At 66.0% G+C, this 24,946-nt stretch carries 26 protein-coding genes; 20 read left to right on the top strand and 6 right to left on the bottom strand.

Translation table 11 applies throughout. The features are described 5' to 3' along the window. Positions 1-159 precede the first annotated feature (159 nt). From ACP7AG_RS19490 to ACP7AG_RS19480, 3 genes are all read left to right on the top strand, one after another. A complete protein-coding gene (locus ACP7AG_RS19490; RefSeq protein ID WP_426032933.1) occupies positions 160-1,380 on the top strand; it encodes a DUF2336 domain-containing protein in 1,221 nt (406 codons plus the stop codon). Between the two features lie 326 nt (positions 1,381-1,706). Continuing rightward, positions 1,707-2,126, top strand: a complete 420-nt coding sequence (locus ACP7AG_RS19485) for a MucR family transcriptional regulator (protein ID WP_426032931.1) — start codon at positions 1,707-1,709, stop codon at positions 2,124-2,126. Between the two features lie 225 nt (positions 2,127-2,351). After that, positions 2,352-2,858 (top strand): PAS domain-containing protein, encoded by a 507-nt coding sequence (locus ACP7AG_RS19480; RefSeq protein ID WP_426014236.1) that lies wholly within the window; start codon positions 2,352-2,354, stop codon positions 2,856-2,858. A 50-nt stretch (positions 2,859-2,908) separates the two neighbouring features. Here the strand turns inward: ACP7AG_RS19480 and ACP7AG_RS19475 are convergent, their stop codons facing one another. Genes ACP7AG_RS19475 through ACP7AG_RS19465 form a run of 3 tightly spaced genes read right to left on the bottom strand, consistent with a single transcriptional unit; the run spans position 2,909 to position 4,965 of the window. Beyond that, a complete protein-coding gene (locus tag ACP7AG_RS19475) occupies positions 2,909-3,820 on the bottom strand; it encodes a ribokinase (RefSeq protein WP_426032929.1) in 912 nt (303 codons plus the stop codon). Positions 3,821-3,844: 24 nt separating this feature from the next. Beyond that, positions 3,845-4,648 carry a flagellar type III secretion system pore protein FliP gene (gene fliP, locus ACP7AG_RS19470; RefSeq protein WP_426014233.1) on the bottom strand — a complete coding sequence of 268 codons (804 nt, stop codon included), beginning with the start codon at positions 4,646-4,648 and terminating at the stop codon, positions 3,845-3,847. Then, the gene (locus ACP7AG_RS19465) at positions 4,645-4,965 is read right to left on the bottom strand and encodes a hypothetical protein (RefSeq protein WP_426014231.1); all 321 of its coding nucleotides are present in this window, start codon (positions 4,963-4,965) and stop codon (positions 4,645-4,647) included. The genes fliP and ACP7AG_RS19465 overlap by 4 nt, the downstream gene beginning before the upstream one ends. A 98-nt stretch (positions 4,966-5,063) precedes the next feature. Here ACP7AG_RS19465 and flgB point away from each other — a divergent pair, with 98 nt between their 5' ends. The 3 genes from flgB to ACP7AG_RS19450 are packed head-to-tail and all read left to right on the top strand — an operon-like array spanning position 5,064 to position 6,262. Then, complete coding sequence (gene flgB / locus ACP7AG_RS19460; protein ID WP_426032927.1) at positions 5,064-5,510, top strand: flagellar basal body rod protein FlgB; 447 nt, start codon at positions 5,064-5,066, stop codon at positions 5,508-5,510. Between the two features lie 10 nt (positions 5,511-5,520). Beyond that, a complete protein-coding gene (gene flgC, locus ACP7AG_RS19455; RefSeq protein WP_426032925.1) occupies positions 5,521-5,943 on the top strand; it encodes a flagellar basal body rod protein FlgC in 423 nt (140 codons plus the stop codon). Positions 5,944-5,953: 10 nt separating this feature from the next. Beyond that, complete coding sequence (locus tag ACP7AG_RS19450; protein WP_426014028.1) at positions 5,954-6,262, top strand: flagellar hook-basal body complex protein FliE; 309 nt, start codon at positions 5,954-5,956, stop codon at positions 6,260-6,262. A 301-nt stretch (positions 6,263-6,563) separates the two neighbouring features. Here the strand turns inward: ACP7AG_RS19450 and ACP7AG_RS19445 are convergent, their stop codons facing one another. Then, positions 6,564-6,977 carry a BLUF domain-containing protein gene (locus tag ACP7AG_RS19445; RefSeq protein WP_426032923.1) on the bottom strand — a complete coding sequence of 138 codons (414 nt, stop codon included), beginning with the start codon at positions 6,975-6,977 and terminating at the stop codon, positions 6,564-6,566. Between the two features lie 759 nt (positions 6,978-7,736). Next, complete coding sequence (locus ACP7AG_RS19440) at positions 7,737-7,976, bottom strand: hypothetical protein (RefSeq protein ID WP_426032921.1); 240 nt, start codon at positions 7,974-7,976, stop codon at positions 7,737-7,739. A gap of 140 nt (positions 7,977-8,116) precedes the next feature. Here ACP7AG_RS19440 and ACP7AG_RS19435 point away from each other — a divergent pair, with 140 nt between their 5' ends. From ACP7AG_RS19435 to ACP7AG_RS19410, 6 genes are all read left to right on the top strand, one after another. Next, on the top strand, positions 8,117-8,881 hold the full coding sequence (locus ACP7AG_RS19435; RefSeq protein WP_426032919.1) for an ATP-binding cassette domain-containing protein: 765 nt from the start codon (positions 8,117-8,119) through the stop codon (positions 8,879-8,881). Next, the gene (locus tag ACP7AG_RS19430) at positions 8,874-10,430 is read left to right on the top strand and encodes a glycine betaine ABC transporter substrate-binding protein (RefSeq protein WP_426032917.1); all 1,557 of its coding nucleotides are present in this window, start codon (positions 8,874-8,876) and stop codon (positions 10,428-10,430) included. The genes ACP7AG_RS19435 and ACP7AG_RS19430 overlap by 8 nt, the downstream gene beginning before the upstream one ends. Before the next feature lie 482 nt (positions 10,431-10,912). After that, positions 10,913-13,435: a TonB-dependent receptor plug domain-containing protein gene (locus tag ACP7AG_RS19425; protein WP_426032915.1), complete on the top strand. Its 2,523-nt coding sequence runs from the start codon at positions 10,913-10,915 to the stop codon at positions 13,433-13,435. Between the two features lie 281 nt (positions 13,436-13,716). Next, complete coding sequence (locus tag ACP7AG_RS19420) at positions 13,717-15,321, top strand: flavin monoamine oxidase family protein (protein ID WP_426032913.1); 1,605 nt, start codon at positions 13,717-13,719, stop codon at positions 15,319-15,321. A 41-nt stretch (positions 15,322-15,362) separates the two neighbouring features. Then, positions 15,363-15,755: a c-type cytochrome gene (locus ACP7AG_RS19415; protein WP_426032911.1), complete on the top strand. Its 393-nt coding sequence runs from the start codon at positions 15,363-15,365 to the stop codon at positions 15,753-15,755. A gap of 143 nt (positions 15,756-15,898) precedes the next feature. Continuing rightward, positions 15,899-16,399 (top strand): RidA family protein, encoded by a 501-nt coding sequence (locus ACP7AG_RS19410; protein WP_426013997.1) that lies wholly within the window; start codon positions 15,899-15,901, stop codon positions 16,397-16,399. Between the two features lie 157 nt (positions 16,400-16,556). Here the strand turns inward: ACP7AG_RS19410 and ACP7AG_RS19405 are convergent, their stop codons facing one another. Then, on the bottom strand, positions 16,557-17,684 hold the full coding sequence (locus ACP7AG_RS19405; protein WP_426032909.1) for a PLP-dependent aminotransferase family protein: 1,128 nt from the start codon (positions 17,682-17,684) through the stop codon (positions 16,557-16,559). A gap of 74 nt (positions 17,685-17,758) precedes the next feature. Here ACP7AG_RS19405 and ACP7AG_RS19400 point away from each other — a divergent pair, with 74 nt between their 5' ends. From ACP7AG_RS19400 to istA, 8 genes are all read left to right on the top strand, one after another. Beyond that, positions 17,759-18,190: a MarR family winged helix-turn-helix transcriptional regulator gene (locus tag ACP7AG_RS19400; RefSeq protein WP_426032907.1), complete on the top strand. Its 432-nt coding sequence runs from the start codon at positions 17,759-17,761 to the stop codon at positions 18,188-18,190. A 56-nt stretch (positions 18,191-18,246) separates the two neighbouring features. Further along, a complete protein-coding gene (locus ACP7AG_RS19395; protein ID WP_426032905.1) occupies positions 18,247-18,525 on the top strand; it encodes a type II toxin-antitoxin system ParD family antitoxin in 279 nt (92 codons plus the stop codon). Continuing rightward, on the top strand, positions 18,515-18,811 hold the full coding sequence (locus tag ACP7AG_RS19390; protein ID WP_426032903.1) for a type II toxin-antitoxin system RelE/ParE family toxin: 297 nt from the start codon (positions 18,515-18,517) through the stop codon (positions 18,809-18,811). The genes ACP7AG_RS19395 and ACP7AG_RS19390 overlap by 11 nt, the downstream gene beginning before the upstream one ends. 132 nt (positions 18,812-18,943) lie before the next feature. After that, complete coding sequence (fliQ, locus tag ACP7AG_RS19385; RefSeq protein WP_426013987.1) at positions 18,944-19,207, top strand: flagellar biosynthesis protein FliQ; 264 nt, start codon at positions 18,944-18,946, stop codon at positions 19,205-19,207. Between the two features lies 1 nt (position 19,208). After that, complete coding sequence (fliR, locus tag ACP7AG_RS19380) at positions 19,209-19,964, top strand: flagellar biosynthetic protein FliR (protein ID WP_426013985.1); 756 nt, start codon at positions 19,209-19,211, stop codon at positions 19,962-19,964. A 9-nt stretch (positions 19,965-19,973) separates the two neighbouring features. Then, the gene (flhB, locus tag ACP7AG_RS19375; protein WP_426032901.1) at positions 19,974-21,056 is read left to right on the top strand and encodes a flagellar biosynthesis protein FlhB; all 1,083 of its coding nucleotides are present in this window, start codon (positions 19,974-19,976) and stop codon (positions 21,054-21,056) included. 137 nt (positions 21,057-21,193) lie between these two features. Next, a complete protein-coding gene (gene cckA / locus ACP7AG_RS19370; RefSeq protein ID WP_426013981.1) occupies positions 21,194-23,281 on the top strand; it encodes a cell cycle histidine kinase CckA in 2,088 nt (695 codons plus the stop codon). A 542-nt stretch (positions 23,282-23,823) separates the two neighbouring features. Further along, on the top strand, positions 23,824-24,946 hold a 1,123-nt coding region (gene istA / locus ACP7AG_RS19365; protein WP_426032899.1), incomplete at its 3' end, for an IS21 family transposase.

Below are 24,946 nucleotides of genomic sequence, written 5' to 3'. Positions count from 1 at the left end.
TGCCGTGCCGGAAGGTCGTCGCGGTTGCGGAGCCAAGTGGTCCGCCCCACATTCTCTAGAGGGTCGACGATCGCGCCTTCCAGAGGCCAAGCCCGCTCATCCGACGTTAAGAACGGTCTGGTCTAGGTTTGAGTACGACGGGCTTGCGTCAGGACCAGCATGAACGAACGCGCCACGCCCTTTGTCAGTCCCGAGCCCGAGCCGGTCGCGTCGCCCCGCGCGCGCGCCGCTTTGCTGAAGCGCTTGGCCGACGTCCTGTGCCTGCCCGCCAGCCGCATCAACGCCTTCGAACGCTCGGTGACCGCCGACCTGATGGTCGAGATGCTGCGCGACGCCGTCGTCGGCGAGCGCGAAAAGGTGGCCCGGCGCCTGGCCAATCTCGCCGAGATGCCCGGCGTGCTGGTTCGCCTGCTGCTGCGCGACGACCTGCAGGTGGCCCGCGCCCTGCTCGAGAATTCGCCCAATCTCAGCGACGCCGATCTGATCAACTGCCTCTACAACGCCAGCCCCGATCACCGCCGCCTGATCGCCCTGCGGCGTGGGGTCAGCGAGGTGGTGGCCGACGCCTTGGTCGACATGGACGAGACCCTTGTCACCGAGACCCTGCTGAAGAACGAGCTGGTGCGCTTCAGCCACCAGGGGCTGGAAAACATCGTCGCGGCCACTCGCGACAACCCCCAACTGATCCCGCTGCTGCTCAAGCGGCCCGAACTGCGGCCCAGCCACGCCTATGTGATGTTCTGGTGGTCCGACGCCGAGGCGCGGCGGACGATCCTGCAGCGCTTCGCCGTGTCGCGCGAAATTCTCCAGGACGCCGTCGGCGACGTCTTCCCCCTGGCCTCAGCCGAGGGCTGGCAGGACCCGTTGTCACGCAAGGCCCTGCAGTTCATCGAACGGCGTCAGCGAAATCGCGCCGCCATCGCCAAGAGCCCCTATGACAGCCTGGAGGCCGCCGTCGGCGCCGCCCAGAACGGCATGACGCGCGAGACCGCCGAGGAAATCTCCTATCTGTCCGGGCTCAAGCCCATGACCGGGGCCAAGATCTTCACCGACCGGGGCGGCGAGCCCCTGGCGATCCTGTGCAAGGCCACGGGCCTGCCGCGCGCGGCGGTGCGCGCCTTGTGGCGTGGGCTGCGTCGACCCGAGACCGACGCCACTGGCGCCCCCGACCCGGGATTGGAACGCGTGCTGGCGGCGTTCGACACCGTCGCGGTCGATCGCGCCCAGACCGTGCTGCGCTATTGGAACTGGTCTCTATCCTCTGCCATGACGCCCGCGCTGCTCAAGGCTATTCGCGAAGGCGACGAGGCCGCCGTCGATGAATATTCGGTGCCGCAACGCGCCGCAATGCTGGCCCTCTCGCGGGATTTCGGCCGCTAGAGTATTTTTCGACCGAAGTGAATCCGGTTCGCGTGAAGAAAAATGCGTCAAAACAGAAGATTAGAGCTCACGGCCTGACGCAGTCAGGTCGGGAAATGCCCTAGTCGCCAATAGCCGGTCGAACGGATTCAACGACGAGTGTCATCAGAAACGAAGACTTTATATCAACTGAAAATTGTTTTTGCGAATAAATAGATTCATTGTCCTGTCGGTTATCAGCAAAGATAACGCGCCATCTATGTGTCCCGACTGTAATTATCTGATATCCAAGACTGAATTAGACCCCGCCGGGCTAATTCCATGCGACTCGGGGGAGCAGTACTCAAATGGACGGACCGTCCGAGCTTATCGAAATCACGGCCAGCCTCGTCGCCGCCTATGTCGGCGGCAACACCATCGCCGCAACGGATGTGCCCAACCTGATCCGCAGCGTGCATGCCGCTTTTACGGGCGTCGGCGGCGAGCCAGAGCCGATCGCGGGGCTGGCCAAGGAGCCGGCGGTGCCCGTGCGGCGTTCGATCACGCCCGATCACCTGGTCTGTCTGGAGGACGGCCGGAAGTTCAAATCGCTCAAGCGACACCTGCGCACCAAGTACGGCCTGAGCCCCGAACAGTATCGGGCGCGCTGGAGCCTTGCCAAGGACTATCCGATGGTGGCCCCCAACTACGCCAAGGCGCGGTCGGACCTGGCCAAGCAGACGGGCTTGGGCCAGGGCGGCCGGAAGCCGGCGCGCAAAGGTCGCTAGCCCCACCGCCTGAGTCTGAGCGTTCAGTAACCTTAATTCAAACAACCGTTTGCGCCGACGTTTCGCGAAATCGAGCGACGCCCGGCATCCCTCGCGGAGGCCGGGCGTTTGTCTTGCAGATTGACTCCGTTCGGTAAACTTTGCCGCAGGCTCGGTTTTTGCTGGCGGCGATTCGGTCCTTAAGACATAGTGAATCGTCGTGATTCCAACGGCTTGTTAAGGAATCTGAAGATGAACGCGCAGTTGAGCGCATCGGCCACGGCGGCCCGCGCTCACCAGGAGATGTTCGCCTATTGGGCGTCCCTCCGTCGGGGGGCGAGCCTCCCGTCGCGCCTCGACCTGCATCCCGCGGGCATCAAGCGCATGCTGCCCACAGTCAGCCTGATCGACGTCAAGCGCGACGCCGATGGGGCGGTGGACTACCGCCTGCGGCTAGCCGGCACCGGCCTCTATTCGGTGTATGGCCGCGAAATCACCGGCCGCACCCTGGAAGACGTCTACAACACCGCCGCCGTCGAATACTGGCGTGAACAACTGAACAAGGTCGTCAACGAACGCCGCCCGGGCGTCGGCGTCCACAGCCTGGCCTGGAAGGGCTCGCCGCACATCTCGATCCTGTGGCTGCGCCTGCCGCTGGCCACCAATGGCAAGGACGTCGACATGATCCTCGGCTATGACGCGGTCGTGGGCTCGCAGGAAGCTGGCGGCCACAGCGGGATCCGCGCGGCCTAGGCTTTAAAATCCGCTCATCCCGGCACTCGCCTGCCTGAGCGGTTTGGAAGTCACCCCGCCAGAAACGCCTCGACCTCGCGCCGGCTGGGCATCGATGGCGCCGCGCCCGATTTCTGCACCGAAAGCGCGGCAGCGGCATTGGCGTGCTCGACGGCCTCGCGCAGGTCCATGCTGGCGGCCAGACAGGCCGCGAGCGCCCCGCAGAAGCAGTCGCCGGCCCCGGTGGTGTCGATCGCCTTGACCTTGCGGCCCTCGACCAGGAATGCCTCGTCGCGGCGCACAGCGGCGACACCGGCCGAGCCGAGGGTGACGATCACGATCTGGTCCGGACGACTCATCAGCTTGCGAGCCACGCGGGAGACTTCCTCAAGCCGCGTGGGCTCGTGGCCCAGCCGCGCATAGGTGGCCAGTTCGGTCTGGTTGAGAATGAGAATGTCGGTCAGCGGAAACAGCGCCGCGCCCTGGGGCAGGGCGGGGGCGGCGTTGAGGATGCGCAGGGCGCCCTTGGCCGCGCCGGCCCGGAACAGGGCCTCAATGGCGGGCGCGGGGGTCTCCAACTGGCACAGCATCACCCGCTGTCCCTCCAGGGCCGTGGCGGCGACCTGTTGCGGCGAGAGCGTGGCGTTGGCGCCGCCGGTGACGACGATCATGTTCTCGCCGCTGGACGACACCCACACATGAGCCTGGCCCGTGGGGATGCCCGGCAGCTCCATGACGTCGGAGACCTGCACGCCATAGCCGGCCAACCTGACCTTCAGGGTGGGGCCGCTGTCTTCCTTGCCGACCGCGCCCATCAGCCGGGTCGCCGCGCCCATGCGGGCGGCGGCCACGGCCTGGTTGGCGCCCTTGCCGCCCGGGAACAGCTCCAGCGAGATGCCGGCCACCGTCTCGCCGGGTCGTGGCAGGTCGTCGACCCGCGCCACGGCGTCCAGATTGATCGACCCCAGTACGAAAACGCCCATCGTTCTTCTTCTTGCCTGTGTTCTTTAGCCGCCGCCCGAGCCGCGCTGGAAGCTCTCGACCAGGCTGCCGGCGACGAGTCGCCAGCCGTCCACTAGCACGAAGAAGATCAGCTTGAACGGAAGGCTGACGGTCGCGGGGGGCAGCATCATCATGCCCATGCTCATCAGCACGCTGGCGACCACCAGGTCGATCACCAGGAACGGGATGAACAGCAGGAAGCCGATCTCGAAGGCCCGCTTGAGCTCCGAGATCATGAAGGCAGGGGTCACCACCTTCAGCGGCGTGTCGACGGCGGTCTTGGGTTTCTCGATCTTCGACAGGCGAATGAACAGGGCAAGATCATCCTGGTCCACCTGGCGCAGCATGAACACCTTCACCGGCGCCGTGGCGGCGTCGAAGGCCTCGGGCATCTCGATCTGCTTGTCGAGCAGCGGCTTGATCCCATCGGCATAGGACTTTTCGAAGGTCGGACCCATGACGATGGCGGTCAGGAACAGGGCCAGCGAGATGATCACCGGGTTGGGCGGGCTCTGCTGCACGCCGATCGCGGTGCGCAGCAAGCCCAGGACCACCACGATCCGCACGAACGAGGTGGTCATGATGACGATCGACGGCGCCAGGCTGAGCACCGTCAGCAGGCCCACCATCTGCACCACGCGCTCGGACAGGCCAGCGCCGGTGCCGAGGTCGACATTGATGGCCGATTGGGCCATGGCGACTGCGGGGGCGATGACCGTGCTTAGGGTGACCAGCGCGGCGATGGCGGCGGCGTGGCGGAGGTCCTTGGGATCGGCGCCGGTGACGAGTTTGATCAGGCCGCGCATCAGATCACGGGCTCCGTCGGGGCGATGGTCGGCGCGATGGGCTTGGCGACGACCGTCTTGGGGCCCCAGTTGAGCAACTGGCCTTCGCCCAGCATCAGCAGGCGCTCCTCGCCGTCGAGGCTGAAGAGCACCAGGCGGCGGGCGGGGTCCAGGACCAGGGTCTCGACCACCTGCATGCGGCGGTCCTTGCGCAGGGCGGTGATGCGCGACATGGCGTCGGGGCCGAACTTGCGCAGGGCCACGCCCGCCAGTCCGACCAGCCCCAGGGTCACAGCCAGGGCGGCGACGGCGCGGATCAGTTCTACGAAGTCGAAGTTCATGACGCCTGACGGTGCAAAGGGCGCGGCGCGGAGCCGCACCCCTGGTGTGCCCCAAGGTTCTTAAGGCCGGATTAACCCTGTTTCTTCACCATGAGCGCATGGGTCCCGATGACATTCCCCTCTTCTCGATGCTCAAGAGCCGCCTGAGCTATCTGTCCGAGCGGCAGAAGGTCATCGCCCAGAACGTCGCCAACGCCGACACCCCGGACTACCAGCCGCGCGACCTGAAGGCCTACAGCTTCAAGGCGACGCTGGACCAGCAGGCGACGGGCCAGCCCTACCGAGGCGGACCGGTGGCCCAGCCGGCCGGCGGTGTCCAGATGATCGCCACCAGCGCCGCCCACATGGCGCCGACCAAGCCGGCCAACATTTGGCGCGCCCCCGAAGGCCCCGACACCGAGACCACGCTGGACGGCAATTCGGTGACGCTGGAAGACCAGATGCTGAAGATGACCGACGCGCGGATGAACTACGACGCGGCGGTCAGCTTCTACCAGAAATCCATGGCGCTGCTGCGAACCTCCACGCGTCGGCCGGGCAGCTAAGGAACCCTAGATGACCGAGATCCGCTCCCAGTCGATGGCGACCATGGCGATCGCCGCCAGCGCCCTGAAGGCCCAGCAGGGCCGGATGCGGGTGATCGCCGAGAACATCGCCAACGCCAATTCCACCGCCCGCGTGGCCGGCGGCGACCCCTATCGTCGCCAGGTACCGGTGTTCAAGCCGACCAAGTTGCCCGGCGGTGGCGAGGGCGTGTCAATGGCCAAGGTCGATCCGGACATGAAGGACTTCCGCACCGAGTACGACCCCGGCAACCCGGCCGCCGACGCCAAGGGCTATCTCAAGCTGCCCAATGTCGACACCCTGGTCGAGGCGCTGGACATGAAGGAGGCGCAGCGCGCCTACGAAGCCAACATGAACGTCATCGAGACGTCGCGGGCCATGGAGTCCCGCACCCTCGACATCCTGCGCAAGTAAGGGCTGACCGATGATCACCGCGCTCGCCGCCGCCAAGGCCTATGCCGCCCAGGGCTCGATGGCCACGCCATCGCTCGGCGGGATCGGCGAGGTCAAGAAGGGCATGGACTTCGGGGCCATGGTCCGCTCGGCCATGACCGACACCCTGCACCAGACCCGCGCCGCCGAAACCAAGATGGCCCAGCAGGCCTCCGGCAAGGCCGAACTGATCGACGTGGTCACGGCGATTTCCTCGGCCGAGGCCAGCCTCGATACGGTGATGGCCGTGCGGGACCAGGTGATCTCGGCCTATCAGGAGATCATGCGGATGCCGATTTAAGGGATGGCTTAGCCCATCGCTAACACGATGAGTGTCCGCTGTTCGGCGGACGACCAATTTCGGCTTTCGACCCTTAGCGGACGTTGAGCATTATACCTTCGGCTCAAGTACCGTCGGCAAAGGCACGGAGCGCTCGCCTCGCCGGTCGCGCAACCGGTACCGGCTTTGATACTCACGCCGCTGCTTGGTGACTTCGTAGAGAACGATGGCTGCCTAACGCGTCATCGTTCTCGCATAGGATAGAGCGAGCGTCGGCGGTGAACGCGACAACCTTCAACCCGATGGACTCGGGCCCTTCGAATCAGCCTCTAAAAATCTTCAGTAATGCCACCGCTGGGGATGCCGATCCGATATTGCGGTTTGTTTGAGCCGCCTCGATGACTTCGACAAGTTCATCATATTTGTCGGCCTGTCTGTCGTTTAAGTTGGTCATATTCATATTCCAGCGCGGGAAGGTACGGAAGCTTGCCGGCTCGTTGTACAATACTCGTGAATTTTTGTGTCTAGAATCGAGTTCGATTTTTTCATATAGCTTATTGAGCGTTGATAATGGACCTTCCAATACTTGCAAAAACCAACCGCCATTGTAAAACAAACTACCCGTTACGTCGAGTGGTGCATTGTTTCTCTTTGCCGTTTCCTGTATCGCAGAGAGGTCTTCTGGAGACATCTTACGTGTTGCTTGGCTTATATAAACAAGTTGATTAATCGACATATTTTCATCCTATTTTTTCGTGAACCCGGTCGGATCTGACTGTACGTCGTCAGAAGTTTTGGGACCGCCGGGTCGCGGATTTATTGGAGGGTTGGCCTCGTCCGGGGTTGATATCTTGGCGGCGATTTTGCGGTGCCTGCGAGGGGTGTCGCCCTAGAACGGGCAGAAATGTACGTTACGGACATATGATGAACGTTGGGTGTATGCGCCCGACAAGATGGCGCAACACGGCGCACCCTACTGAGCGCAGTTGGAAGCGCGAGTTGCCGAGATTGACGCTCAAATCATTGAGCGAACGCAGGTCCGCTGACCACCCTTTGCTGACATTCCGGACGTCCGCTTCCGGCGCAGCCGCATCCGCCCCGGATGCGGCTGCGCCTTAAACCCTTAGTGGATTGGAGCTCTGGCGTTTGGCCGTGTCAAGGACCGGCCCGGAGGGCCGCCGCTCTGCGGCCGGCCGGAGGCCGGTCCTTGACACGGCCAAACGCCAGAGCAAGCTCGCCATCAAGGTTTCAAGGCGCGGCCTCGCCGTTGGCGGGCGGATCGGGAAGGGGCTGAGCGACTTCATATCTCAGCACCATCATTCTCGCCCTTGTGGCGGGAACCCCTTGTTCAGCCGACAGTGCTCTGCCTTGGCGGGCTGGCGCGCCACACCTCTGCCCTTGCGGCGGACGCAGGGGTTCTCGCCACAAGGGCGGGAATGACGGCTGAAAGATGATGGGCTTGCGGGATCAAAACTGAGACTGGAGCTAAGCCCCCTCAGCGCGTGACCGTCACGCTCAGATGCGGCAGCGCCGCGAGCCAGGTCGAGCCCAGGGCCCAGGCCTGGTCCACAGTCCCATGCACGTCCACCACGCCCCGCAAAGCCGCGATCATGCCGCCCCACACCAGGACGTTGAGCAGCATCATCGTCAGCAGCAACCAGCGCAGGCGGGCGTTGGCGGCGCGGGCCCGGCGGTGGAGGTTGACTGGGCGGGCGTCGAAGGCGGCGGTGGTCATGAGCGGTCTCCAGGAAGCCGGCGCCCGTCGCGGCGAACCGCGCCGGGAATCAGCTGTCGCTACAGGCTTCCCACGCCGCGCGTTCTGGCTGACTGTGACACGACGCCGTGCGACACGGCGCCGCTTCCCTCTGGAGCCGCATGACCGACGCCATCGTCCTCGACCAGGTCAGCAAGACCTATGACGGCGCGGCCGTTCTCCAGCCCACGAGTATTTCGATCAGGAAAGGCCAGTTCGTGGCCCTGGTCGGCGGGTCGGGGGCCGGCAAGACCACCCTGCTGAAGACGATCAACGGCCTGGTCGCGCTCACCGCCGGCAGGGTGCGCATTGATGGCGCGGCGACCGCCGACCTCGACGGGCCGACCCTGAGGCGGCGCATCGGCTATGTGTTCCAGGAGGTGGGCCTGTTTCCCCACCTGACCGTGGCCGAGAACATCGGCGTCGTCCCCACCCTGCTGGGCTGGGAGCCCGCCAGGATCGCCGAACGCACCACCGAGCTGCTGGCCCTGGTCGACCTGCCGGCCGCCCTCGCCGCGCGCCGCCCCGCCGCCCTGTCCGGCGGCCAGCGCCAGCGAGTGGGCGTCGCCCGGGCCCTGGCGGCCCGGCCGTCGATCCTGCTGATGGACGAGCCGTTCGGGGCGCTGGACTCCGTCACCCGCGTCGCCCTGGCCGACGACGTGCGGCGCCTGCACGACCAGCTCGACCTGACCACCGTGATGGTCACCCACGACATCGCCGAGGCCGCGCTGCTGGCCGACCGCATCGTGGTGATGGCGGGGGGCAAGGTGATCGCCGACGATACGCCGAAGACTTTGCTGGCCGGCCATGCCGACCCGGCCGTCGAGGCCCTGATGCAGGCTCCCCGCCGCCAGGCCGCCCGGATGCGGGAGATCACCGGTGAATAGCGGTCTGCTCTCGCTCCTTCCCGACCGCCTGGCCTGGCACGTGGTGCTGTCGGCCTCGGCCCTGGGGCTCGGCCTGCTCATCGCCCTGCCGCTGGGCGTGCTGGCCGCCCGCAGCCCGCGCCTGCGCTGGCCGGCCCTGGCCCTGGCCGGACTGGTCCAGACCATCCCTAGCCTGGCCCTGCTGGCGCTGTTCTACCCGCTGTTGCTGCTGCTCTCCAACCTGGCCAAGGGGGCGTTCGGCCACGGCTTCTCGGCCTTGGGCTTCTTGCCGTCTCTGCTGGCCCTCACCCTCTATTCCATGCTGCCGATCCTGCGAAACACCGTGGCCGGCCTGACCGGTGTCGAGCCGGCGATCGTCGAGGCGGCGCGCGGCGTCGGCATGACCGACCGCCAGCGGCTGTGGCGCGTCGAGCTGCCCCTGGCCCTGCCGGTGATCATGGCCGGCGTGCGCACGGCGGCGGTGTGGACGATCGGGGCGGCGACCCTGTCGACCCCCGTCGGCCAGACTTCGTTGGGCGACTACATCTTCTCCGGCCTGCAGACCGAGAACTGGGCCATGGTGCTGACCGGCTGTATCGGCTCGGCCGCCCTGGCCATGGTCGTCGATCAACTGCTGGGCCTGGTCGAGCGCGGGGCCGAGCGGCGCGACAAGCGGATCTGGGGCGCGGGCCTGGTGGGCCTGACCATCGGCCTGGTCGCCGCCGTCGCGCCCCTGGCCGCCGACTTCGCGCCACACCCCTCGACCTATGTGATCGGGGCCAAGAACTTCTCCGAGCAATATATACTGGCCGAGCTGATGGCCGACCGGCTGGAGGGGCATGGGGCGCGGGTCACCCGCAAGATCAACCTCGGCTCGGCCGTCGCCTATCGCGCCTTGGCGGCCGGCGAGATCGACGCCTATGTCGACTATTCCGGCACCCTGTGGGCCAATGTGCTGGGGCGCACCGACAATCCCGGCCGCGCCGCCGTGCTGGACGGCCTGCGCACCGAGCTGAAGCGCCGCGACGGCGTGGTGCTGCTGGCGCCGCTGGGCTTCGAAAACGCCTACGCCCTGGCCATGCGCCGCGACAAGGCCCAGGCGCTTGGGATCAGGACCCTGGCCGACCTGGCGGCCAAGGCGCCCGACCTGACGATGGGCGGCGACTTGGAGTTCTTCTCGCGCCCCGAATGGGCCAGCGTCGAGCGCACCTATGGCCTGCGGTTCAAGGCCAAGCGCCAGTTCCAGCCCACCTTCATGTACCGCGCCCTCGGCTCGGGCGAGGCCGACGTGATCTCGGCCTTCTCCAGCGACGGGCGCATCGCCGCCGACGGGCTGGTGGTGCTGGCCGACCCCAAGGGCGCTCTGCCGCCCTATGACGCGGTGCTGCTGATCGCGCCGAGCCGGGCGAACGACGCGCCGCTGCGCAAGGCGCTGGCCGGGCTGGACGGAGCGATCACGGTCGAGGCGATGAGGGCGGCCAATCTCAGCGTTGACCGCGACGACCACAAGAGCTCGCCGACGGAAGCGGCGAGGGCGCTGGAGAAGGGTTTGAGAACGGGACAGCCGTGAACGTCCGGCCGAGTCGGCTCGGGTCCCGACGTTGGTCGGGATGAGCGGAAGGTAGGGGCGCGCAGTTGTCCCCGACGCGCCCTCACGCCGGCCCCGGCTCAAGTTTTCCGTGCGAACGTCCGCTCACCACCTTGAGACGTTCAGCCAACAGGCGGGCGCCCGACTGGGGGGAATTGTGGCGGTTTGGCGCCGTTGCGCTGCACAGCGATCTGCTCAAAAGCCGCAAACGGCGCCGTCCAAAGGGGCGCCTGAGCCTGCAACGGCGCTGTTGCGGTTCGGTAACGGAACGATCTGTTGCAGAAATTTCAGGTTCGGCGAACAGTCAGTTCGCGGCAATGTCCGTGAGTTCAATTTTGTATTCGCGTCCAAAAATAAGAATAGTCTGATTGGGTTGAAGCGTCATGGAGGAGAACACAATCGCGCGTTAAGCGCATGAGGGGGTATAGATGAATAATTACTCGCGGAATATTTTGCTCGCGGGAGTGTCGCTCATTTCGCTTTGCGCGACCGGTGCGGCTTTTGCTGCCAGCGCGGACACTCCGGAGACCCCGGATTCCACCGAAGTCGAAACCGTCATCGTCACGGGCACGCGCACCACCGGCATGAAGGCCGTGGACAGCCCGGCCCCGATCACGGTGCTCGGCAGCGACGTTCTCAAGCGCACGGGCCAGCCGGACATGATCCAGGCCCTGGCCCAGAACGTGCCCTCCTTCAACGCCCAGGCCTTCGGCGGCGACACCGCCGCCCTGACCCTGTCGGCCAAGCTGCGTGGCATCAGTCCCAACCACACCCTGGTTCTGCTGAACGGCAAGCGCCGTCATGGCACGGCCAACCTGGCCGTGCTGGGCGGGGCCTATCAGGGCGGCGCGGCCGCTGATCTCAACTTCATCCCGCTGGCCTCGGTCGACCACATCGAAGTGCTGCTGGAAGGCGCCGCCGCCCAGTACGGCACCGACGCCATCGCCGGCGTCATCAACATCATCCAGAAAAAGGCCACGTCCGGCGGTGAGGTGATCATCAGCGGTGGCGGCTATCAGGACGGCGGCGGAACCACCGGCGACTTCACCGCCAATATCGGCATCGCCCCGACCGAGAAGTCCTATCTGAACCTGACGGGCGAGACCAAGTACCACGGCTACAGCTTCCGCGGCGCCTATGACCCGCGCGTGGTGGATTCGGTCTATAACGCCGGCGCCAACAACAGCCCGGCCAAGAGCTATCCGCAGGTCAAGAACGCTCCCAACTGGCCCTATGTGAACCGCATCGCCGGCGACGCCCAGTACCGCCAGACGGTGCTGGCCTACAACGCCGGCTACGAGATCACCCCGGACATCGAGCTTTACAGCTTCGGCACCATCGGCCGCAAATGGAGCGCGGCCCACGAGAACTATCGCCTGCCCAACGTCGTCAAGGGCAAGATGGCGACCGACATTGCGTTTCCCCTGGGCTTTGACCCCAAGGAGTCGATCACCGAGACCGACTACGCGGTCACCGGCGGCCTCAGCGGCGTGACCAACGCCTGGAACTGGGACATCAGCTCGACCTATGGGAAGGACGACGACTCGGTCAACGTCCTGAACACTGCCAACGCCTCGCTCTATGCCGACACCTCGACCCTGACGACCGCCGGCTACACGCCGCGCAACATCCACGCCGGCGGCTTCATCAACACCCAATGGAGCAACACCCTCGACGTCAGCCATGACTTCGAGGTCGGCATGGCCGGCCCGCTGACCTTCGCGGCGGGCGGCGAATACCGGAAGGAAACCTACGAGATCACGGCCGGGGACAGGGCCACCTATTATGGCGGCGGTTCGCAGTCCTATTTCGGCTTCGCCCCGGTCAACGCCGGCAAGCACAAGCGCAACAACAAGGCGATCTATGCCGACATCGCCCTCAGCCCGATCGCGCCCCTGAAGCTGGACGCCGCTGTCCGCTACGAGGACTTCAGCGACTTTGGCGACACCACCGTGGCCAAGCTGACCGCGCGCTACGACTTTTCGCCGGCCGTCGCCCTGCGCGGCACGGTCAGCAGCGGCTTCCGGGCGCCGACCCTGGCGGAGTCCTACTATTCGGGGATCAATGTCTCGCCCAGCTCGATCAGCGGCCAACTGCCGCCCAACTCGCCCGGCGCCAGCCTGCTGGGCATCAACGGCCTGAAACCGGAAAAGTCGGAAAACTTCAGCATCGGCCTGGTCACGCATCTGGCGCCGAAGCTGACGATCACGCTCGACGCCTATGAGATCAAGATCAAGAACCGCATCGTCAGCTCTGGCACGTTGTACGGCGAGAACATCATCACGGTCGGCGGCGTGAAGGTGACCAACGGCATCGTCTCGCCGGCGGTCATCGCGGCCCTGGCGGCCAACGGCGTCAATGTGGATTCCTCGATCCGCACCAACGCCACCTACAGCGTCGGCGCCAACATGTTCGTCAACGGTCTCGACACCCGCACCCGGGGCGTCGATTTCGTCGGCACCTACTATTCCGACTTCGACACCTGGGGCCGGATCGACTGGACGCTGAGCGGCAGCTACAACAAGACCGAAGTCACCAAGATCGCAGCCAATCCGCCTGGCCTGGATCCGCGCCTGACCCTGTTCGACGCCATCTCGATCGCCAATCTGGAAGACACCTCGCCCAAGTACAAGATCATTGCCGGCGCCTTCTGGAGCCTGGACAAGTGGGCAGTGAACCTGAAGGAAACGGTCTACGGCGAATCCTCGGGCCTGAGCAATGACAGCGGCTCGTCCAACCTGATGAAGACCACGGTCAAGACGGCTCTGATCACCGACCTGGACATCAGCTATGCGCTGCTGGACTCGGTGAAGCTGACGATCGGCGCCAACAACCTGCTCAACCGCTATCCCAACCGGATCAACGGCCTGCTGCGCGAACACTATCTGAAGAACAACAGCAACGGCTACGTGACCCAGTTCCCCTCGTTCTCGCCCTTCGGCATCAACGGCGGCTACTACTACGGCAAGGTCGTCTACAGCTTCTGATCGCTGGACCTGCCCTCGACGGCGGAAGAGCCGGGCCTCGCGCCCGGCTCTTTTCGTTTCGATTCGCTGTTCTCGTTTTTGGTCAAGAGAGTGAAATTTCACTTCGCCCGCTGTTCGCGCAGGCGGCGCTTCCGGCGCCCATGCGCACGGCATAAGCGGGTTTTAAGGACGGCCCGGGGGGTTTCGCATTGCTCCGGCGAGGCGCAAGTTTCGTGATGCGCAAGCTGGGGCGTCCGGTTCGCGGACGATCGATCACAGCACAAGAAAATTTCGGGGGTCGTATGGGTGATCAATCGGTCGCGGCGTCGGGTGGCGTGTTGACGCGGCGGCGGTTTTTCGAGGGTCTCGCGGCCTTCGGCGGCGTTTCGCTGGCCATGGCCGGCATGGACGCCCTGGGTTTCGGCTTCTCCTCGGCCATGGCCGCGCCCCCCACCCTGGAAGGCGACGCGAAGGGGACCAAGGTGGTGGTGCTGGGCGCCGGCCTGGCTGGCATGACCGCCGCCTATGAGCTGACCAAGGCCGGCTACCAGGTGCAGATCATCGAGGCCCGGTCGTTCGCCGGCGGTCGCTGCCAGAGCGCGCGCAAGGGCTTCCAGCACACCGACCTGAACGGCAACGCCCAGACCTGCGACTTCGACGAGGGCCTGTATATCAACCACGGCCCGTGGCGGATTCCGTATCACCACCGCTCGACCCTGCACTACACCAAGCTGTTCGGCGTGCTGCTGGAGAGCTTCGTCAACGACAATGACGCCGCCTATGTCTATTTCGAGAAGGGCGAGGGCCCGTTGAAGGGCAAGCCGGTCCGCAAGGGCCAGATCGCCGCCGACGCCCGCGGCCATGCCGCCGAGATGATCGCCAAGGCCGCCTCCAAGGGCCAGCTCGACGCGCCGATGACGGCCGAGGATCGCGACCTGTTCGTGGCCTACATGATCAATGAAGGCCGGCTGTCGGCCACCGACCTCAGCTACACCGGCGCCGACGGCCGCGGCTTCGACGTCAAGCCCGGGGCCGGCGTCGATCCTGGCCCCGGCAAGGAGTCCACGCCTTACAGCCTGGCCGACATCCTGCATTCCAAGGCCTGGCAGGTGCTGACCTCGGTCGCCGGCTACGAGCAGCAGCGCACCATGCTGCAGCCGATCGGCGGCATGGACCAGATCGCCAAGGGCTTTGAAAAGCGCGTCGGCAGCCTGATCCGCTATTCCTGCGTGGTCGACAAGATCAAGCAGAACGCCAAGGGTGTCACGGTCACCTACACCGACAAGTTCGGCGAGCAGGACACCATCTCGGCCGACTACTGCATCTGCACCATCCCGCTGAGCGTGCTGAAGAACATCGACGCCGACTTTTCCAAGCCGTTCAAGGCCGCCATGTCCGGCGTGGCCTATGCGCCGGTCAACAAGATCGGCCTGCAGATGAAGACCCGGTTCTGGGAAGACAACCACTTCATCTATGGCGGCCACATCTACAACGACATGCCGGGCATCGGCACGATCACCCTGCCGTCCACCGGCTGGCAGAGCCAGAAGGGCGTGCTGCTGGGCTATTACGCCTTCGGCGGCGAGGCGGTGAAGGTCAGCATGAAGAACCCCGCCGACCGCGCGGCCTTCGCCGTGGCCGCCGGCCAGAAGGTGTTCCCCGAATATGCCGAAAACTTCGAGACCGCCTTCTCGTTCAGCTGGCACCTGGCGCAGTTCAATCTGGGCGGCTGGGCCGAGTGGAGCGAGGACGGCCGCAAGGAGTCCTATCCCGTGCTGTGCGAGCCCGACGGCCGCATCTATCTGTCGGGCGAGCACCTGACCTATCTGGGCGGCTGGCAGGCCGGCGCGATCGAATCAGCCTGGCAGCAGATCGGCAAGCTGCATGCCCGGGTGCGCGCGGCATGAGCCTAAGCTATGCCTTGGGAAAACATGGGTTTGGAGATTCCATGAGCCATTCGATCGTCTTGGCTTGCGGCCTCCTGGCCGTGTCGGCCTTCGCTGTCTCGGCGCATGCGGCGACTCCCCAGTCGCTGTTCAACGACAACTGCTCGGCCTGTCACCAGACCACCGGTAAGGGCGTCAAGGGCGCTTTCCCGGCCCTGGCCGGCAACGCCTTCGTGCGGGGCGACGCCGGGCCGGTGATGGCCACCGTCCTGGCCGGCCGGGCGGGCATGCCGTCGTTCAAGGACGACCTCAGCGACGCCGAACTGTCGGGCATCCTGACCTATGTCCGCTCCTCCTGGGGTAACAAGGGCAAGCCGGTGACGCCCGCCGACGTGGTCGCCGCGCGGGTGAAGCTCAAGACCAGCAAGAAGCCGATCAACCTGCAGGCTCATTGACTATAATTCCGTCTTCCCGGCGAAGGCCGGGACCCAGGTGAAACCCGTGAGCCGCTCTGGATGAATCTGGGTCCCGGCCTTGCCGGGAAGACGGGTGAGAGTGGCGTCCGAAATTTTCAAAAACGACATCAAGGAAACGACTCATGAAGCGCCTGATCCTCGCCGCCGCCCTGGCCGCACCATTCGTTTTGGGCGTCGCAACCGCCGCCAACGCCCAGGCGGTCCATGTCGGCCCGCCGACCTCGCCGATCTCCAGCGTGGTGGTGGCGCCCGCCGGCTACGAGACGATCTATGTCAGCGGCATGACCCCGCCGGCCCTCGACGCCAAGGGCGACACCGCCCTGCCGGCCACCTTCGGCGACACCAAGACCCAGACCCTGGGCGTACTGACCCGCATCCAGGACGCGCTGAAAGCCCAGGGCGCCGACATGGGCGACGTCGTCATGATGCGCGTCCTGCTGGTCGGCGACCCGGCCAAGGGCGGCAAGATGGACTTTCCGGGCATGATGGAGGCCTACAAGACCTTCTTCGGCACGGCGACCCAGCCCAACAAGCCGGCCCGCATCACCAGCCAGGTGGTGTCACTTGTCGCTGGCGGCATGCTGGTGGAGATCGAGGTCCAGGCGGTGAAGAAGCCGAAATAGAGGGCTTTTCCACAATTCCGCTCATCCCGGCGAATGCCGGGACCCAAATCCCATGGCGTCGAGGATGATTGGAAGAGCTCCGCGCCCGTGGAACCCAGTCTGAGTCCTGCCATCTGGGTCCGGGCATTCGCCGGGATGAGCGGAACGGGAAGAGGCCCTAGCCCTCCCGCAACAGCGCCCCCAACACCTTCAACCCCCGCTCCGCCGCCTCTGGCGCGGCCAGGCTGAAGTTGAGCCGCAAGGTCGAGCTTGCGCCGCCCTGGGCCAGGAAATGGCTCCCCGGCGTGAACAGCACGTTCCGCTCCAGCGCCCGCTTCAGCAGCGCCTCGGCATCCACGCCATCCGCCAGGGTCAGCCAGAAGAACAGCCCGCCCGGCGGGGTGGTCCACGCGGCCCGGTCGCCCAGATGTCGCGTCAGGGCCTCGGCGAAGACGTCGCGCTTTCGCCGGTAGAGGTCCACCACCCGCGCCATCCGCGCCTCACGGTCCGGGTCGGTCAGATATTGCAGCACCATCCATTGGCTCAGTCGGTTGGTGTGCAGGTCGGCCGCCTGTTTCAGGCGCACCAGATAGGGGAACAGGTCTTCCGACGCGGTCAGGAAGCCCAGGCGAAGGCCCGGGGCGACGGTCTTGGAGAACGAGCCCTGGTAGATCCACGACGCCGACTTCAGGTCGGCGCTGACGGGCCGGCGGTCGCAGGGCTCATAGGCCAGGTCGCGATAGGGATCGTCCTCGAACAGGATCACGTCATGGGCGTCGCAGGCCCTCGCCATGGCCAGGCGCTCGGCCGTGGTCCAGCACTGGCCGGTCGGGTTCTGGAAGGTGGGGGTGACGTAGGCGAGGGCGGGGGCCGCCTCGTCCCAACCGGCGGCGGGCGCGGCGCGGTCGAGGATCTCGAACCGCGCGCCGAAGAACCGGAACACCTGCAGGGCAGCCAGATAGGCCGGCGATTCCACGGCCACCCCGACGGCCGGATCGACCACCAGCTTGGCGACGAGATCGATGCCCTGCTGCGAGCCCGACAGCACCAGAATCCGCTCGGCCGGCGCGTCGATCCCCAAAGCCGTCAGTTCCTTGGCGATCTGCTCTCGCAGGTCGGGCTCGCCCTCGGTCGGGCCATATTGCAGAAGGGCTTGCGGCGGGGGCGGCAGGTCTAGCCCCGCGAAGGTCTCGGGCGAGGGCAGGCCGCCGGCGAACGAGATCACCCCCGGTCGCTGGGCCACGCTGAGCATTTCGCGCACCGGCGAGGAGTGCAGGTCGGCCTTCCGCATCGACAAGCGCGCCATGGTTCGTCTCCCCCTTCAGGGTCAATAAGCTTGACCTATCGACAGTCATTGATCGCGTCGACTACTGTGTCAACATGATTGACCTAAACCGCCAGGCCCAGCTGCGGACCGCGATCGAGTCGCTGTACTTCGCCTATCGCGGCTTCACCGACCGCCCCGACCGCATGCTCGAGCGGCGGGGCCTGGGCCGCGTGCATCACCGCATCCTCTACTTCATCGGCCGCCGGCCCGACGTGTCGGTCAAGGGCCTGCTCGACCTGCTGGCCGTCAGCAAGCAGGCGCTGAACGCGCCGCTGCGACAGCTGTTGGAGATGGGGCTCGTCGCGGCCGTGGAGGGGACGGAGGACCGCCGGGTCAAGAATCTGCGGCTTACTGCTGAGGGCCAACGGCTGGAAGCCGAGCTGACCGGCGCCCAGATGAAGCACCTGCAAGCCGCCTTCGACAGTGCAGGCCCGGCGGCGGAGCAGGGATGGCGGGACGTGATGGTGGCGCTGGTCGAGGGCTAGAACAGACGCACAAAGGACTGGCCAAGCGACCCGATGTTGGCAATCCTTGCCAAATTATGCCAACAATAGCTTGGAGGTCCGCCGTGGCTACAATGAACGTCTCTCTCCCTCACGCGATGAAGGCCTGGGTTGAAGGCCAAACTGACGGGGGGCGCTACAGCAACGCCAGCGACTATGTGCGCGACCTTATCCGGCGCGACCAAGAGCGCGCCGACAAGATCGCCGCTCTGCAGCGCCTTATCGACCATGCTGAGGAAAGCGGCGTGAGCGCCAATTCGATGAGCGACATCTTAGCCGTGGCGCGAGTGCGGGCTGGCGTGGTCCGTGACCTATAGGCTCAGCCGGAACGCCGAAGACGATGTGATCCAGATCTACGTGACGGGCGTTACGGAATTTGGCGTCGATCAAGCCGAGCGTTACCACGAAGGACTGGAACGCGCCTTCGCCTTCGCCTTCCTCTCCGACTTTCCTCTCGCGGCGCCGGAGCGAGCCGAGCTGAAAGGCTCCATTCGGGTCCATCCCTACAGAAGCCATATCATCATCTATCGTCTGGACGGCGCGGACGTCCTTATCCAACGGGTGCGTCACGCTGGCGAGGATTGGCTGGGGCGGACGATCTAGTCGATCCGGCGACCTTTCGCCACGCCTGTCCACGGCTTCCGTTAATCCTCCCTAACCCGCTGTTAACCATGACCGGCGAGGATGCCAGCCAGCAGTTCCCTTCGCGTGCGCGCGTCAGCAAGAGGCTCTCCGATGACCGGAGCCGAAGTCCTGGATGTCGGCCGCGACGCCATCTGGCTCACCCTGCAGCTCTGCGCGCCGGTGCTGCTGGTGGGGCTGGTGGTGGGTGTGGCCATCGGCCTGTTCCAGGCGCTGACCCAGATCCAGGAGGCCACCCTGGTCTATGCGCCGAAGATCGTGGCGATCTTCGTGTCGCTGCTGCTGTTCCTGCCGCTGATGGGCGCGCTGATGTCGGGCTTCATGCACGAGATCGCCGCCAAGATCGCCGGGATGTAGCTTGGACAGCTACGCCACAGTCCTGCAGATCTATGTGGCCGGCCTGGTCTTCGCCCGGATCGGGGCGATGGTCATGCTGATGCCCGGCGTCGGCGAGACCGTGGTGCCGCCGCGCATCCGCCTGTCGTTCGCCGTTCTGATGGCCATCATCCTGTCGCCGCTGGTCTCGAGCTCCATCACCACCGTGCCCAGCAGCGTCGGCGACGTGGCCGGGGCGGTGATCCACGAGGTGCTGATCGGCCTGATGATCGGCATGGTGCTCAAGCTGTTCGTCAGCTCGCTGACCACGGCCGGCGAGATCATCTCGATCCAGACCACGCTGTCCTTCGCCCAGACCGCTAACCCGGCCGGCGCCCCCAGCAGCACGGCGGTGGCCACCTTCCTGTCGATGCTGGGCCTGGTGCTGATCATGGTCACCGACCTGCATCACCTGTTCATCGGGGCGATGGTCAAGTCGTACGACATCTTCCCGTTCGCCCGGGCCGTGCCGGTCAATGACGCCGCCACCTTGGCCGTGCGCACCGTGGCCGACAGTTTCAAGCTGGGCGTCCAGCTGGCCGCCCCGGTGCTGGTGTTCTCGATCGTCTTCAACCTGGCGACCGGCCTGGTGGGCCGGGTGATGCCGTCGTTCCAGATCTTCTTCGTCACCTCGCCGCTCAGCGTCATCCTGGGCCTCTCCCTGCTGGGCCTGTCGCTCGGCGGCATCGCCATGGTCTGGAGTGATCGCTATCGCGAGCTCCTGGCGGTGTTCAACTAGGGACGCGCCATGGCCGACGAACCCGACGACGCGTCAAAGACCGAAGAGCCAACAGCCAAGAAGCTGTCGGACGCGCGCGCCAAGGGCGACGTTCCCAAATCCGCCGACATCTCGCAGCTGGCCTCGCTGTCGGGCGCTTTTGGGGTGGTCGTCATCGCCGGTGGCTGGTTGACCCGCGACATGGTCAACACCCTGACCCCGTTCTTCGCCCACGCCGGCACCATGGACGTCGAGGGCAGCATCCGGGCCATCGCCAGGACCACGGTGATGGCCGCCTTGCCCGCCGTGATCCTGGTGATGGTGGTGTCGGGCCTGCTGGGCGCGGCGGCCAATGTGGCGCAGTCGGGCTTCATGCTGTCGCCCGACAAGATCAAGCCCGATCTGCAGAAACTGAACATGATCAAGGGCCTGGGCCGGATCTTCGGCCCCGACGGGTTCATGCAGTTCGCCAAGTCGGCCCTGAAATTCATCGTGACCGGGCTGATCGCCTGGTACGTGGTCAAGCCGAACGCCGCCGAGATCCCCAACCTGGTGGGCATGGACGTGGCGGCGATCATCCCGATGTCGCTGAAGCTGTGCGTCAAGCTGTTCTGGATGGTGCTGATCTTCCTGGGGGCCACCGCCGGCTTCGACTGGTTCTGGCAGCGCATCCGCTTCACCAAGCGGATGCGGATGAGCCTGCAGGAGGTCAAGGACGAGATGAAGCAGTCCGAGGGCGACCCGCACATCAAGGGCAAGCAGAAGCAGCTGCGCATGCAGCGCTCGCGCCAGCGGATGATGCAGGCGGTGCCCAAGGCGACCGTGGTGGTCATGAACCCCACCCACTACGCCGTGGCGCTGAAATACGAGCAGGGCGAGAACGCCGCTCCGGTTTGCGTGGCCAAGGGCGTCGACGACCTGGCCCTGCGGATCCGCGCGGTGGCGCAGGACGCCGGCGTCTACATCCTGGAAGACCCGCCCCTGGCCCGCGCCCTCTACGCCACCATGGAGGTCGACGACCAGATCCCGGCCGAGCATTTCGAGGCCGTCGCCAAGGTCATCGGCTTCGTGCTGAACAACAAGCAAGCCAAGACGCGCAGCTGGGCGGAGTAAGGCGTCGCCCCGACTCATTTCCGTCACGGAATCACGAATCGATGACGGATCGCGCTCCAAGGGTGCGTTAAGGGTATCCTGTCCAACGAATCGGCGGGCAAGGTCCCGTAAAGGCTGAAGAAGGATTTCGGTCACCCATGACCGAGGCGTCCACCAAAGACATCGCAGGGCCCGGCAAGCGTCGCCCCGACTTCCTGATCTGGGGAGCGGCGATCTTCCTCGTGCTGGCCGCCGTGTTCGCCGCCGCGCCGGCCCTCAAGGCGGGTCCGGCCACCCTGGCGGGGCTGCTGCTCTTGGGCGGGATCGCCGGCGTGGCGATCCTGGGCCTGGTGGCCATCCGCGCCTCGACCAATCTCCAGGACGAGAGCCTGGAAGGCGCCGAGACCTTCATCGACGCCCTGCCCGAACCCGCCGCCCTGACCGCCGCCGACGGCCGTGTGCTGGCCGCCAACCCCGCCTGGACCGACCTGATCGGCGACGCGCGTCGCCTGCCCAAGGGCGCGGCGGGGGCCGGGCTGTTCACCGCCCTGGTCAAGGCCCAGGGCGGTGAGCGCGCCGAGGGGACCCTGGTCGTCGACGGCCGCGAGCGTCCGGCCCAGGTCTCGCGCCTGCGCGGCGGCCGCCTGCTGGTTCGCCTGCCCATCCTCATCGAAGCCCCTGTCGTCGCCTTGGCCGCCGCTCCGGCCCCGACCCTGGCCGAGACCGCCCCGGCCCCGCGCACCCTGGACGCCTTTTCCGGCGCCTCGCCGTTCGGCGCGGCCCTGCTGGAGGGGCTGGACCCCTTCAACGCCCGCATCCTGGAAGCCAATCCGGCCCTCACCGCCATGGCGGGCCCTGTGCCCACCGGTACGGTGTTCGGCGCCCTGATCGACCCGCCGTCGCGCGCCGAGGCAGACACTCGCCTGGCCGAGGGCAAGGCCGGACCCTTCGAGGTGCGCCTGGCCCGCGACCCGACCCGCATCGCCCACCTCTATCTCTACCGCGCCGAAGGTCGGCTGGTGGCCTATCTGATCGACGTGTCCGAGCAGAAGCAGATGGAACTGCAGCTGGCCCAGGCCCAGAAGATGCAGGCCATCGGCCAGCTGGCCGGCGGCGTGGCCCATGACTTCAACAACCTGCTGACCGCCATCCAGCTGCGTCTCGACGAGCTGCTGCACCGCCATCCGGTCGGCGATCCTTCGTATGAAGGCCTCAACGAGATCCGCCAGACCGGCGTCCGCGCCGCCGACCTGGTGCGCAAGCTGCTGGCCTTCAGCCGCAAGCAGACCGTGCAGCGCGAGGTGCTGGAGCTGGGCGAGCTGATCTCCGAGTTCGAGGTCCTGCTGCGCCGTCTGCTGCGCGAAGACGTCAAGCTGATCACCGACTATGGCCGCGACCTGCCGCAGGTGCGGGCCGACAAGAGCCAGCTCGAGACCGCCGTGATGAACCTGGCCGTCAACGCCCGCGACGCGGTGCGGGCGGCCAAGGGCGGCGGCGTGGTGCGCATCCGCACCGCCCGCCTCACCCAGGACGAGGCACAGTCCCTGGGCTTCCCCGGGGCCGAAGGCGACCAGGCCTTCATCGAGGTCAGCGACGACGGCCCCGGCATTCCGCCCGAGGTGATGGGCAAGATCTTCGACCCGTTCTTCACCACCAAGCCGGTGGGCGAGGGCACGGGTCTGGGCCTGGCTACGGTCTATGGCATCGTCAAGCAGTCCGACGGCTGGATTCATGTGCACAGCCGGCCAGGCGAGGGCGCGGCCTTCCGCATCTTCCTGCCGGTCTATGTGGCCACCCCCGCCCAGCAGGCCGCCGCTGCGGCCGCCCTGGCCATGGCCGAACCGGCCAAGCCGCGCCCGCCCCGCGACCTGTCGGGCGCCGGCCGCATCCTGTTCGTCGAGGACGAGGACGCCGTGCGCGGCGTCGCCGCCCGCCTGCTGCGCGCCCGCGGCTACGAGGTGCTGGAAGCCTGCGACGGCGAGGAGGCCCTGATCATCGCCGAACAGCACGCCGGAACCATCGACCTGCTGATCAGCGACGTGATCATGCCCGGTATCGACGGCCCCACCCTGCTGAAGAAGGCCCGGATCTTCATCGGCAACGCCCCGGTGATGTTCATCAGCGGCTATGCCGAGGCCGAGTTCAGCGATTTGCTGGAAGGCGAAACGGGCGTCACCTTCCTGCCCAAGCCGATCGACATCAAGACCCTGGCCGAGCGGGTGAAGCAGCAGATGGCGGCGGCTTAGGGCAGGGCCGAAGGCCGACGGGTGAGGGGTGTCTCGGACCTTTCCGGACAAGGCTTCCGACCCCTCATCCGACCCGCTTCGCAGGCCACCTTCTGCCGCAAGGGGAGAAGGAAACTCCGGCGGCAACTCACCCTTCGCTGGCCTTCGAAACGTCTGCTTCTCGGCGAACGCCCGCATCCGCCTCGCCGTTGCGGGCGGACTGTGAAAGGGACTGGGCGCCATAAACAAACGCTCCGTCCCCCACCCGCTTTGGGGAAGGTGGCCCCAAGAGGTCGGGTGGGGTTTGATGAGGCAGCCGGCGTAGCCCCACCCGTCGGCTTCGTCGCCACCCTCCCCGTAAAGGAGAGGGAAGTGCCACAAGGTGGTCGACGCGAGTGGTCACGCAAAATAATCTATTGAATCCAGAACTTCAAAATTTCTCAACCTGTGCAGCGGCGTGGAAAAAGGACCCCCTTAGCGGGGGTGATAGGCGCCTAAAAGGGACCCCTCATTCCGATGGTTTAGGCACGGCGGCTTGGTTTAACCGGGCGGTCGAGATCGGGATGTTGATCGTGGAGACAGTGGTGCGGATTCGCCGTGAGTATGCGGCGGGCAAACCGATCAAGGCGATTTATCGGGATCTGAGGCTGTCGAGGAAGGTCGTGCGCAAGGCGATCCGGGCGGAGGAAGGCGCGTTCAGCTATCAGCGGACGACGCAGCCGTTCCCGAAGATCGGGCCGGTGCGTGAGCGACTGGATCAGTTGCTGACCGAGAACGAGGCGCGGCCCCGGCGGGAGCGATTACGACTGACGCGGGTCTGGGACCTGTTGGTCCAGGAAGGCTACGATGGCTCCTATGACTCGGTGCGGCGTTACGCGGCCCGCTGGCGCGAGGAGACCAAGGCGGCGCCCGGTGACGGCGGGACGGCGTTCGTGCCGCTGATGTTCGCGCCGGGCGAGGCGTTCCAGTTCGACTTCAGTCATGAGGACGTGGAGGTCGCCGGCCAGCCGATGCGGGTGAAGGCGGCCCATGTTCGGCTTTGCGCGTCGCGTGCGGTCTACGTCCGGGTTTATCCGCGCGAGACCCAGGAGATGGTGTTCGACGCCCATGCCCGGGCGTTCGCCTTCTTCGGCGGGGTCCCCACGCGGGGCATCTACGACAACATGAAGACGGCGGTGGACGCGGTGTTCGCCGGCAAGGTGCGCACCTTCAACCGGCGCTTCCTGCTGATGGCCGACCACTACATGTTCGAACCGACCGCCTGCACCCCGGCCTCGGGTTGGGAGAAGGGCCAGGTCGAGAACCAGGTGCGGATCAGCCGGGAGCGGTTCTTCAAGCCGCGCCTGCGGTTCGCCACCCTGGAAGAGCTGAACGGCTGGCTTGAAGCCGAGTGCCGCCGCTGGGCGCGCCTGCACCCCCACCCTGAGCAGCGCGAGATCACCTTGGCCCAGGCCCTGGAGGCCGAGCGGCCGGCGCTACAGGCGATCCTGGGGCCGTTCGACGGCTTCCACGAGGTCGAGCACGCGGTGACCGGAACCTGCCTGATCACCTTCGATCGCAACCGCTACTCGGTGATGGCCAGGGCCGCCAAGCGCACGGTGCAGGTGCGCGCCTATGCCGACAAGATCGTCGTCCGCTGCGCCGGCGAAGTGGTCGCCGAGCATGCCCGGTCCTTCGGCCGGGGCC

Source organism: Caulobacter sp. DWP3-1-3b2 (assembly GCF_049896325.1).
GTDB lineage: Bacteria > Pseudomonadota > Alphaproteobacteria > Caulobacterales > Caulobacteraceae > Caulobacter.
This window is presented reverse-complemented; position numbering and strand designations above follow the sequence as displayed.

Excerpts from the sequence above, each read along its gene's own strand:
- ACP7AG_RS19490 (WP_426032933.1), top strand. The coding sequence starts at position 160 with ATGAACGAACGCGCCACGCCCTTTGTCAGTCCCGAGCCCGAGCCGGTC.
- ACP7AG_RS19485 (WP_426032931.1), top strand. The coding sequence starts at position 1,707 with ATGGACGGACCGTCCGAGCTTATCGAAATCACGGCCAGCCTCGTCGCC.
- ACP7AG_RS19475 (WP_426032929.1), bottom strand. The coding sequence starts at position 3,820 with ATGGGCGTTTTCGTACTGGGGTCGATCAATCTGGACGCCGTGGCGCGG.
- ACP7AG_RS19465 (WP_426014231.1), bottom strand. The coding sequence starts at position 4,965 with ATGAACTTCGACTTCGTAGAACTGATCCGCGCCGTCGCCGCCCTGGCT.
- flgB (WP_426032927.1), top strand. The coding sequence starts at position 5,064 with ATGGGTCCCGATGACATTCCCCTCTTCTCGATGCTCAAGAGCCGCCTG.
- flgC (WP_426032925.1), top strand. The coding sequence starts at position 5,521 with ATGACCGAGATCCGCTCCCAGTCGATGGCGACCATGGCGATCGCCGCC.
- ACP7AG_RS19450 (WP_426014028.1), top strand. The coding sequence starts at position 5,954 with ATGATCACCGCGCTCGCCGCCGCCAAGGCCTATGCCGCCCAGGGCTCG.
- ACP7AG_RS19445 (WP_426032923.1), bottom strand. The coding sequence starts at position 6,977 with ATGTCGATTAATCAACTTGTTTATATAAGCCAAGCAACACGTAAGATG.
- ACP7AG_RS19440 (WP_426032921.1), bottom strand. The coding sequence starts at position 7,976 with ATGACCACCGCCGCCTTCGACGCCCGCCCAGTCAACCTCCACCGCCGG.
- ACP7AG_RS19435 (WP_426032919.1), top strand. The coding sequence starts at position 8,117 with ATGACCGACGCCATCGTCCTCGACCAGGTCAGCAAGACCTATGACGGC.
- ACP7AG_RS19420 (WP_426032913.1), top strand. The coding sequence starts at position 13,717 with ATGGGTGATCAATCGGTCGCGGCGTCGGGTGGCGTGTTGACGCGGCGG.
- ACP7AG_RS19415 (WP_426032911.1), top strand. The coding sequence starts at position 15,363 with ATGAGCCATTCGATCGTCTTGGCTTGCGGCCTCCTGGCCGTGTCGGCC.
- ACP7AG_RS19410 (WP_426013997.1), top strand. The coding sequence starts at position 15,899 with ATGAAGCGCCTGATCCTCGCCGCCGCCCTGGCCGCACCATTCGTTTTG.
- ACP7AG_RS19405 (WP_426032909.1), bottom strand. The coding sequence starts at position 17,684 with ATGGCGCGCTTGTCGATGCGGAAGGCCGACCTGCACTCCTCGCCGGTG.
- ACP7AG_RS19400 (WP_426032907.1), top strand. The coding sequence starts at position 17,759 with ATGATTGACCTAAACCGCCAGGCCCAGCTGCGGACCGCGATCGAGTCG.
- ACP7AG_RS19395 (WP_426032905.1), top strand. The coding sequence starts at position 18,247 with ATGCCAACAATAGCTTGGAGGTCCGCCGTGGCTACAATGAACGTCTCT.
- fliQ (WP_426013987.1), top strand. The coding sequence starts at position 18,944 with ATGACCGGAGCCGAAGTCCTGGATGTCGGCCGCGACGCCATCTGGCTC.
- flhB (WP_426032901.1), top strand. The coding sequence starts at position 19,974 with ATGGCCGACGAACCCGACGACGCGTCAAAGACCGAAGAGCCAACAGCC.
- cckA (WP_426013981.1), top strand. The coding sequence starts at position 21,194 with ATGACCGAGGCGTCCACCAAAGACATCGCAGGGCCCGGCAAGCGTCGC.